The sequence below is a fragment of the Bradyrhizobium sp. UFLA01-814 genome, assembly GCF_046718885.1.
GTDB lineage: Bacteria > Pseudomonadota > Alphaproteobacteria > Rhizobiales > Xanthobacteraceae > Bradyrhizobium > Bradyrhizobium elkanii.
The window spans coordinates 1-8980 of the sequence record NZ_JAQOSR010000253.1; the positions used below are offsets into that span (position 1 = coordinate 1).

Here is an 8980-nt window from a genome sequence, read left to right on the forward strand (position 1 = left end):
GGCCACGCCTCGTTCTACACCGATTCCATCCAACCAATCAGCAGGGATCAAACACGAAAGCAGGGACCCATAACCACCGATGCTGATTGACGCGCGTCGTCGGAACGACGAGTCCCTTCAACAACACCCGCCGCGGCGTATGGGTCCCTGCTTTCGCAGGGACGACAGTGGTACGTAACCAACGGCTTGGTTTCACCCATTCGCCGCCTTCACCACCACGAGGTTCTCGTCCGGCGTCGCCGGGTGGCGCTTGAGGTGATCGCGGCGCAGCGCGATCTCGTCGCGGACCAATTCGTAGCCGAGCTTGAACGTGTCCATTCCGTCGCCGGAAACGGTGCCGTCGCGCAGCCCGATCACCGCGCCGCGCAGGATCGCCTCCAGCTCGTCCTGCAATTCGTCGAGATGCTCGGCGCAAGTGGCGTGCTCGACGCGCTCGCCGATGTCGAGGATCCTGCCCGCCAGCTCGCTGGCCTTCTCCGGTGCGACGCGGGTGATCTTGGTGTAGATCGCCGCGAAGATCGAGCCGATGATGCTGAGCGCGGCGGCAGCGAGATACATCACGTCGCTGTAGCGATCCATGAACGACTTGGTGTCGTCGTTGATGTATTCGGCGGCGCCCTGATGGGCGACGATGAAGGCGTCCTTGTCGGTCGCCGCCGGCTCGATCTTGGAGGCGAAGCCGTCGTCGAGCGCAAGTTCCGACTTGTTCTCATAGACGATGCGCGCGAGCTCGGCGGCTGTCGTCGTGGACATCGAGGATTGCGCGACCAGCAGCCATTCCAGCCCGATGGTGTCGACCTCGTCATCGGGGATCGCCGGCGAGGACGACAGCATGCCGGTCGAGACCGTCTCCTCCGAAATCGCCGGGTATTTGCGCGCCAGCGCCTTGGCCGCGTCGATCGCATTCAGCGTGAAGCCGCCGGCGCGCTTGGCATATTGCTCGTAGGCCTTGTCCTTCACGATCTTCGAGGCATGCTCGATCGCGAGCACGGCGGCAAAGCCGGAGGCGAACAGCTTGTCGAAAGGTGTGTTCGGCGGCGCCTGCTGTACCCGCTGCGCCGCGTCGGGGCTGTCGGCAATCTCGAGCGCGCTGCGCACGAAATTGACGTTGCTCTCGCCGTCGCCGACGACCGCGATCCGCTTCTTCTTGAGCTCGCTCAGCGATTTGATCTTCTTGCCGCCGGGGCTGAGCACCAGCACCACGTCATGCTCGAGGATCGCGATGGCGCGGGCACGCGGCGGCACCCTTGCGTCGGTGCGCAGGATGGCCAGCGAGGCGTCGCGGCGATCGAATTGCGCCAGCGCCTTGGCGTTGTCGGGGTTCGGCGCGATCTTCAGCCGCAGCCGCGACGAATTGTTCTTCAGCACGGTGGCAAGCTTGGCGGCGAATTTCGCCTCCGGGCCGTTGGCATCGCCGACCGCGAACACCAGCGTTTCGGAATTGCGCAGCCAGAGGCGGCCGCCGATCACGGTGACCGCGCTCAGGAGCAGCGTCAGCAGGGTGAAGACGATGATCTGCGCGCGGTTGGTCTTGACGACCGGTTTGGCGACCGGAGGGCGCGGCGGCGTCGGCGCAGGCGAGGGGGCTTCGGCACTCATGGCTGATCACCTGGCTGATCACTTGGCTCATCACCCGTCCGGGACGGCCCGCTGCCGCAACAACCCGATCGGCGCGGCGCTGCCCGGTGAATCCGTAAATGACTATAAAAGAAAGAAAATTTCCTGTGTTGCCGACGATATACCTCCCCGGGGGGAATGCAAACCGGCCGCCGGCCGTAACCTTAATCCCGGCCGGCCTGCGCCGCGATGCCACATGACCATTGCCACTATCGACGCCCGGACCGAGATGTGATTTTCGAGCAGGCGCAGGTGCATTCCGGCGCCGGAGATGTCATAAATGAGACACGCTTCGGTTTGCGGAATTGTGCTGACGGCCTGACCCGGATTTCTTGCAATCACATTCATCGAAGTAAAAGGGCGTCAGCTTGTTGTTTCCTTCCATGTCATCGTCGGTGTCGGTTGGTGCCCTGGTGGGATGGATGTTGCTTCTCACCGCAAAGCACATCATCGCCGACTTCATGCTGCAGAACGCCTGGATGGCGATCGGCAAGGACCAGAAGACCGGCTGGGCCATGCCGCTGCTGGCGCATTGCCTGGTCCATCTCGCGGTCGCGCTGGCGCTGATCCTGGTGGTGGCGCCGCGGTTCTGGTACGTCGCCTTCATTGACTTCGTGATCCACATCATCGTCGATCGTTGCAAGGGCATCTGCGCCTCGCATTTCGGCGTGACGCTGGAGTCCGGCCATCCCTGGTTCTGGACCCTGATCGGGGTCGACCAGGCGCTGCACCACCTCACCGGCTTCGTGCTGTCGATCTACATGGCCGCGAACTGAGCGGTTCGCGCGCACCTTTCCTCACATCCTGGACCAGAAATCCAGCCGGGCCGCGGCGGGCGGATGTGATTCGCGCGCAACGGGCAAGACCCTCCGGAAGCGACCGGAGGCCGTGGTTAACCTTTCGTTAGAGGATTACGCGGCATCTTCCCGATCGAGGGGGATTTGCAAATGTTTTCAAGCCGCGACGCCTTCGAGAACGATGCCTGCCCGGTTGCCGACGACCTGCTCGGCCAGATGTATCGCGCCAATCCGAACGGGCTCTCGTTGCTGGTTGCCAATGTCGCGCCCGATGTCAGGGCGCAGCTCGCGCTGTTCTGCTATCGCCGCAGCCATCTGCACGCACTCGCGGTCGCGATCGCGTCGAGCTGCAGCGAGTGGGAGCTGGCGAATTCCGGTGGTCGTGTCGGCTCGACGCTCTACGCGCTGTCGCGCGAGCCGGTCCGCGCCGCGACCGTTTCGCATGGCGGCCGCAAGCCGATCACGCTGTCGACCAAGCCGCTGTCGACCTTCGCGCCTGTCGTCGATGACGACCTCGACGACGAGGACGTCAGCGAGACGGTGACCGTGACGGCTTAAGCATGATCCGGAAAAGTGGAAACCGGTTTTCCCTCGCGACAAACGCGGAACGCGTTTGCGCGGAGATCATGCGCAAATAAAAGAGCCGTGCTCAACCCGGCTGCACGCTCGGGATGAGCGGCAGCCCGTGCCGGCGCCGCGCCATCGCGCATTCCGCGTCGCCCGGCTGGCAGGTCCGGCACACCTCCGGCCGCACCGCATAGACCTCGCAGCGCGTTGCTTCTCCGACCCGGCCCGATAGCGCCGAGCAGCGGTCGCCCTCGCAGCGCATGCCTGATTGTCGCGCGTTGACGAATCGCGCCGGGATCAGATCGAGCTGCGCGTCGTCCTCGATGGTGAAGCGCGGCCAGTTCTCCGAATAACTGCAGCAGGCACCGCAGGACTGGCAGGGGCTTGCGTCGGCCGCGTCGATCGCGTTGTCGGCCATCAGGTGTCCCTCGGCGCTTCCCAGACCAGGCTGCGCCGCCAGCGCGCCCTGAGCAGGTCGCGCCGCTCCGGATATTTCTCGTCGTGATAGACCGCCGTGACCACACGGTCGGTGCGGAAGCTGCGGAAATCCCTGCGTAGCTCGCACCAGGCGGCGAGCAGCCGCACCGCCTCGTGATAGCCGACCGCGATCGGCCAGATCGTGCGCTCGCTATCGCGGCCATGCTCGTCGCGATAGTTCAGCGTAATCTTCTTGCCCTCATGGATCTGGCTGCGGGTCCTGACCATGTCGATGCGGTCGGGCTCCCGGTTCCAGGCCGAGCGGGCCCGGCTTGCCGGCTCCAGCACGAACGGCCGCAGCCGGTCGGGTACGGTCTCGGCGATCTTGGCCATCAGGTCCTCGGCCGCGCGCGCCAGCGCCGGATCGGCGTGGCCCACCACCCATTGCGCGCCGAGCACGCAGGCCTCGATCTCGTCGGGTGTCAGCATCAAGGGCGGCAGGTCGAATCCCTTCTCCAGGATGTAGCCCATGCCGGCCTCGCCGCGGATCGGCACCCGCTGTTCGATCAGGCTGGCGATGTCGCGATAGATCGTCCGCTTCGATGTCTCGAGCTCGGCGGCGATTGCATCGGCGGTCAAAGGCTTACGGGTGCGGCGGAGCACCTGGATGATCTGAAACAGCCGGTCGGCGCGTCTCATGGCAACTCTCTCGATCGCTCTCTTGGCACGTGTCTTGTCGAGTGTCTTGTCAGCTCTCTTGGCAGCTCTCTCGGCAGCTGTCTTGACGAGTGTCTTGACGGGGCTCGTGGTCTCTCGGTGCGCAGACTTTTCTGGGTCCCGCCCGGCTGCTGCTGACAGCATGTTGGCAGCAGGTGGGGGCTATATCAGGACAACACCTCAAGTGAAGGGAATTTGTCCATGACGAATCTTGACGAACTCGGTTTCCGGCAGGCGCAAGGCTTTGCGCTGGAACAGCTGGTCACGGTCTACTCCACTTCCGGCGACCTGCGCTGGGCCCTGGTCGCGCTGATCGCACAGTCGATCAGCACGGTTTGGTCCTACGGGCGGGCACGGCTGGTCAAGCGCGTTCGCGAGGCGGTTCGCCGCCTCGCACCCGTCGGCCCGTTCGACAGTGAATGCCACTACTGCTGACACCATGCTGGCAGCAGGGGACGGCTAGCTTCAATTCACGACCACAGGCGATCGGGAGCTTCATATGATTACGCTTTTTGGCTTTGGCACGGGCTTCGGCTTGCCGGAAATCAGCCCCTTCGTGACCAAAACCGAGGTCCAGCTCAAGATGGCCGGGCTCGACTATCGCAAGGAGAAGGCGATGCCGCCGGCCTCTCCCAAGGGCCAGCTGCCGTTCATCGCCGACGACGGCGAGACGATCGCCGATTCGACCTTCATCCGCGCCCATATCGAGGGCAAATACGGCTTCGATTTCGACGCGCCGCTCAGCCTGCAGGCGCGCGCCCAGGCCTGGGCCTTTGAGCGCATGATCGAGCATCACGTCTACTGGGCGCTGGTCGGCGCGCGCTGGGTCGACGACACCAATTTCGCCAAGGGGCCCGCGCATTTCTTCGACGGCGCGCCCGACCATATGCGCGACAAGATGCGCGAGGACGCCCAGTTCCGCGTTGCCGAGAACTATCTGCTGAGCGGGCTCGGCCGCCACGGGCCGGACGAAGACGTCGATCTCGCGATCCGCTCGCTGTTCGCGCTGTCGGTGCAGCTCGGCGACAAGCCGTATCTGATGGGCGTTGCGCCGTGCGGCACCGATGCCACCGCGTTCGGCGCGCTGGCGGGAATCCTCACCCCGTTCTTCGATTCGCCGCTGCGCGAGCGCACCGAGAAGTTCGACAATCTTACCGCCTATGTCGGCCGGATGATGAAGCAATATTATCCGGAATTCGCCTGGGCGCCGCTGCAGCAGCAGGCGGCCTAAGCCGGCGCGGCAGGAGCGGGCTCGCCCTTCAATGCGGCGAGCTCCGCCTCGAGCTCGGCAATGCGCTGGTCGCGCGAGGCCAGCGCTGCCGCCACGTCGGCCGCGTCGAACTTCTGCGGAATATGCTGCGGGCAGTTGATGTCCCACGCTGTGACCTTGAACAGGATCACCTGCTCGGGCCGCGCCCGATACCCCTGCGGCATCAGCGCGCGCGTCAGCGCCGGATCGTCCTCCACCACCTTAGCCTCGCCCCACAGCTTGACGCGGCGGCGGTGCGCATAATCCATCACGAAGATATACGCCTTGGCATTCTCCGACAGGTTGCCCTGGGTGATGAACTGGCGGTTGCCGCTGTAATCGGCGAACGCGATGGTTTGCTTGTCGAGCACCTTGATAAAGCCCTTCGGCCCGCCGCGATGCTGGATGTAGGGCTGGCCGTCGGCTGACGCGGTCGCGAGATAGAAGCTGTTCACCTCGCCGAGGAAGCCGGCGAGGTTCTCGTCGATCTCGCTTCGCCAGCCGCCATGTGCCTCGACCTCGGCGTAGGTGGCGCGCGAGCCCTTGCGGGTCTGGATCGCCTTCACCGCCGGACTGAATGCGACGTCGCTCGCATAGCTGTGACCATCTGACATCGGAGCCTCCCGTGACGGGCGCCTGAAGCGGTTGTCCTCGCCGCTTAAAATGGACATTCCCAGATCGTAAGCAATCTTGTGCATTGACACTTCACTGTTGCCGATTATGCAATAGTGCTCATGGACCGGATCGACGCCATGCAGGCCTTCGTCGCGGTGGCGGACCTTGAGGGCTTCGCCCCCGCCGCGCGCAAGCTCGGGCTGTCGCCGTCCGCCATCACGCGGCTGATCGCGGCGCTGGAGGAGCGGCTCGGCGCGCGGCTGCTGCAGCGGACCACGCGGCAGGTGACGCTGACCGACGCCGGCTCGCGCTATCTGGAGCGGGCGCGCCGGATCCTCGCCGACGTCGAGGAGGCTGAGGATGCGGTGGAGAGCGAGCGCACCCGCCCCGAGGGACGCCTCGTGATCTCGGCGCCGTTCGGCTTCGGGCGGCTGCATGTCAGCCCGGTGGTGAGCGCCTATCTGAAGCGCTATCCCGATGTCGGCGTCGACCTGCGGCTGTCGGATCGAAGAATCAACCTCGTCGAGGACGGCGTCGACCTCGCGGTCAGGATCGGGCACCTGCCGGATTCGACGCTGGTGGCGCGGCATGTCGGCCGGATGCGCCGCATCGTGGTGGCGTCGGCCGGCTATCTCAAGCTTCGCGGCAGGCCGAAGCGGCCGGCGGATCTCACCGCCCATGACACGATCCAGTTCGGCGCCATGACCGCGACGCCGGATTGGCGCTTCATGGAGGATGGCCGCGAGGTCCGCATTACCCCTACGCCGCGCTTCACCAGCAACAGTTCGGACGCTGCCATCCAGTATGCCGAGCAGGACGGCGGACTGACCCGGGTGATGGCCTACCAGGCCGCCGAATCGCTGAAGGCGCGACGGCTCCAAATCGTGCTCGCCGAGTTCGAGCAGCCGGCGGTGCCGATCCACGTCGTCTATCCGACGACGCGGCTGTTGTCGGCCAAGGTGCGGACCTTCATCGATCTCGTGACCGAGATCACCGACTGGTATTTCGACTAGCTCACCGGCGGCTTCTTCGGCACCACGCGGAAGGTGCCGTTGGCGCGCGCGATGGTCACCCCGTCGGCCTTGATCAGGCTCTGCGCGAAGCAGATCGTGCTGCCGGTCTTGATCACGTCGCTCTCGATCGCGAGCCATTGTCCGACATTGGCGGAGCCTATGAAATCGACCGCGAGCGAGATCGTGACGAACGAGGTGGTCCAGCCGGTCGCCTGGCCGCAGCTATAGCCCATCGCGTTGTCGGCAAGCGCGGCGATCAGGCCGCCATGAATCAGGCCGCGGCCGTTGGTGTGCGGCCTCGCCAGCCGCAGGCCGATGATGACGGCTCGCTCGGTCTTCTTCTGGTAAAGCGGCTCCCAGGGCTCGGTGAGCGGGCTCTTGCGGAACAGCGGCTCGAAGCCTTGAGGGACGTCCTGGGGAGTATCGGGGACGACTTGCGTATCGGTGCTCATCTGAAAGCTCGCATATGACGTTGGGTTGACGCCATTGAACGCGATGTCGATGACGGTTTCACCGCCTACAAAGTTTTAAACGGGATTTGCGCGGGTGTTTGAATGTAGCGCGGGCCTGTCGCCACATCTCCTGCTGTCATCGCACGGCTTGACCGGGCGATCCAGTATTCCAGAGACCGCACGGCATGAATCGAGAAGCCGCGGCGTACTGGATACCCCGCATGCGCGGGGTATGACGGCTGAGTGTGTAACGGAGAGGTTGCTCGACGAAAGAAACAGCGATCTCGCCTAGAACGGCAGCCCCACATAGTTCTCCGACAGCGAGGTCGAGGCCGCCTTCGAGCTGACGAGGTAGTCGAGCTCGGCGATCTGGATGCGCGCGGCGAATTCGCCCTCGTCGGGGAATTTGTGCAGCATCGAGGTCATCCACCAGGAGAAGCGCACCGCCTTCCAGACCCGCGCCAGCGCGCGTCCCGAATAGCCATCGATGCCAGCGGAGGACTTCTCGTCGTAATATTCGCGCAGCGCCTGCGACAGATAATGCACGTCGCTGGCGGCAAGGTTGAGGCCCTTGGCGCCGGTCGGCGGCACGATGTGCGAGGCGTCGCCGGCCAGGAACATGCGGCCGAACCGCATCGGCTCGGCGACGAAGCTGCGCAGCGGCGCGATGCTCTTTTCGATCGAGGGGCCGGTGACGATCTCGTCGGCGGCCTTCTGGTCGAGGCGCCGCTTCAACTCGTCCCAGAACCGATCGTCCGACCATTGGTCGACATGATCGTCGAGCGGGCACTGCACGTAATAGCGGCTGCGGTGGGACGAGCGCATCGTGCACAGCGCAAAGCCGCGCTCGTGGTTGTTGTAGATCAGCTCCGGCGAGACCGGCGGCGTCTCGGAGAGGATGCCGAGCCAGCCGAACGGATACACCCGCTCGTAGCTGGTGATCGCCGAAGCCGGCACGCTGGCGCGGCTGATGCCGTGGAAGCCGTCGCAGCCGGCGATGAAATCGCAGGCGATCTCGTGGGTGACGCCGTCCTTGACGTAGCTGACGCGCGGATGATCGGTGTCGAAATCGAGCGGCTTGACGTCGGCCGCCGAGTAGATCGAGGTCAGGCCGGCGGCCTTGCGGGCATTCATCAGGTCGAGCGTGACCTCGGTCTGGCCGTAGATGGTCACGGTCTTGCCGGTCGAGCCATGCAGGTCGATGCGGTGCCGCGCACCGCCGAACGCCAGCTCGAGACCGTGATGAATCAGGCCCTCCTGGTGCAGCCGGGCCGCGGCGCCGACGCTCTCGATCAGCGACACGGTGCCTTCCTCGAGCAGCCCGGCGCGAATCCGCCCCAGCACATAGTCCGGGGTCTGCCGCTCAAGAATGATGTTGTCTACGCCGAAAGTATGAAGTAGTTGCCCAAGCAACAGTCCGGCCGGACCTGCGCCAATGATTGCTACTTTTGTCCGCAATACCTTGTCCTCCCGATCGGATAGGCTTTTAGCCGGTGCCCGCGCCGCGGGGCGCGCCGTCAACTTGCCAAGGCAACT

11 protein-coding genes are annotated in these 8980 nt (G+C 64.8%); 5 read left to right on the forward strand and 6 right to left on the reverse strand.

From position 1 onward, the window contains the following. Nucleotides 1-192 precede the first annotated feature (192 nt). Nucleotides 193-1599 carry a TAXI family TRAP transporter solute-binding subunit gene (locus PMN64_RS40245; RefSeq protein WP_411784753.1) on the reverse strand — a complete coding sequence of 469 codons (1407 nt, stop codon included), beginning with the start codon at nucleotides 1597-1599 and terminating at the stop codon, nucleotides 193-195. Between the two features lie 440 nt (nucleotides 1600-2039). On the opposite strand from PMN64_RS40245, the gene PMN64_RS40250 reads away from it, so the two are divergent. Together PMN64_RS40250 and PMN64_RS40255 are read left to right on the forward strand one after the other, a co-directional pair. Next, nucleotides 2040-2393 (forward strand): DUF3307 domain-containing protein, encoded by a 354-nt coding sequence (locus tag PMN64_RS40250; RefSeq protein ID WP_411784754.1) that lies wholly within the window; start codon nucleotides 2040-2042, stop codon nucleotides 2391-2393. Between the two features lie 171 nt (nucleotides 2394-2564). Further along, nucleotides 2565-2972, forward strand: coding sequence for a hypothetical protein (locus PMN64_RS40255; RefSeq protein ID WP_411784755.1), 408 nt, complete (start codon nucleotides 2565-2567; stop codon nucleotides 2970-2972). A gap of 91 nt (nucleotides 2973-3063) precedes the next feature. Here PMN64_RS40255 and PMN64_RS40260 read toward each other — a convergent pair whose 3' ends face one another. Beyond that, on the reverse strand, nucleotides 3064-3399 hold the full coding sequence (locus tag PMN64_RS40260; protein ID WP_411784756.1) for a YkgJ family cysteine cluster protein: 336 nt from the start codon (nucleotides 3397-3399) through the stop codon (nucleotides 3064-3066). Next, complete coding sequence (locus PMN64_RS40265) at nucleotides 3399-4097, reverse strand: helix-turn-helix transcriptional regulator (RefSeq protein ID WP_016847472.1); 699 nt, start codon at nucleotides 4095-4097, stop codon at nucleotides 3399-3401. Before PMN64_RS40265 ends, PMN64_RS40260 begins: the two co-directional genes overlap by 1 nt. 219 nt (nucleotides 4098-4316) lie before the next feature. Between PMN64_RS40265 and PMN64_RS40270 the strand changes: the two genes are divergently transcribed. Continuing rightward, a complete protein-coding gene (locus PMN64_RS40270; RefSeq protein ID WP_028336548.1) occupies nucleotides 4317-4550 on the forward strand; it encodes a hypothetical protein in 234 nt (77 codons plus the stop codon). Nucleotides 4551-4614: 64 nt separating this feature from the next. Further along, entirely contained in the window at nucleotides 4615-5346 is a 732-nt protein-coding gene (locus PMN64_RS40275; RefSeq protein WP_411784757.1) for a glutathione S-transferase family protein, read from the forward strand. Here the strand turns inward: PMN64_RS40275 and PMN64_RS40280 are convergent. Then, a complete protein-coding gene (locus tag PMN64_RS40280; RefSeq protein WP_411784758.1) occupies nucleotides 5343-5978 on the reverse strand; it encodes a pyridoxamine 5'-phosphate oxidase family protein in 636 nt (211 codons plus the stop codon). The genes PMN64_RS40275 and PMN64_RS40280 overlap by 4 nt on opposite strands. A 120-nt stretch (nucleotides 5979-6098) precedes the next feature. Here PMN64_RS40280 and PMN64_RS40285 point away from each other — a divergent pair, with 120 nt between their 5' ends. Then, a complete protein-coding gene (locus PMN64_RS40285; RefSeq protein WP_304497547.1) occupies nucleotides 6099-6992 on the forward strand; it encodes a LysR family transcriptional regulator in 894 nt (297 codons plus the stop codon). On the opposite strand, the gene PMN64_RS40290 is transcribed toward PMN64_RS40285, so the two are convergent. Continuing rightward, entirely contained in the window at nucleotides 6989-7444 is a 456-nt protein-coding gene (locus tag PMN64_RS40290) for a PaaI family thioesterase (protein WP_411784759.1), read from the reverse strand. The two genes, PMN64_RS40285 and PMN64_RS40290, sit on opposite strands and share 4 nt — an antisense overlap. A 288-nt stretch (nucleotides 7445-7732) precedes the next feature. Beyond that, on the reverse strand, nucleotides 7733-8902 hold the full coding sequence (gene pobA / locus PMN64_RS40295; protein ID WP_411784760.1) for a 4-hydroxybenzoate 3-monooxygenase: 1170 nt from the start codon (nucleotides 8900-8902) through the stop codon (nucleotides 7733-7735). Nucleotides 8903-8980: the final 78 nt, after the last annotated feature.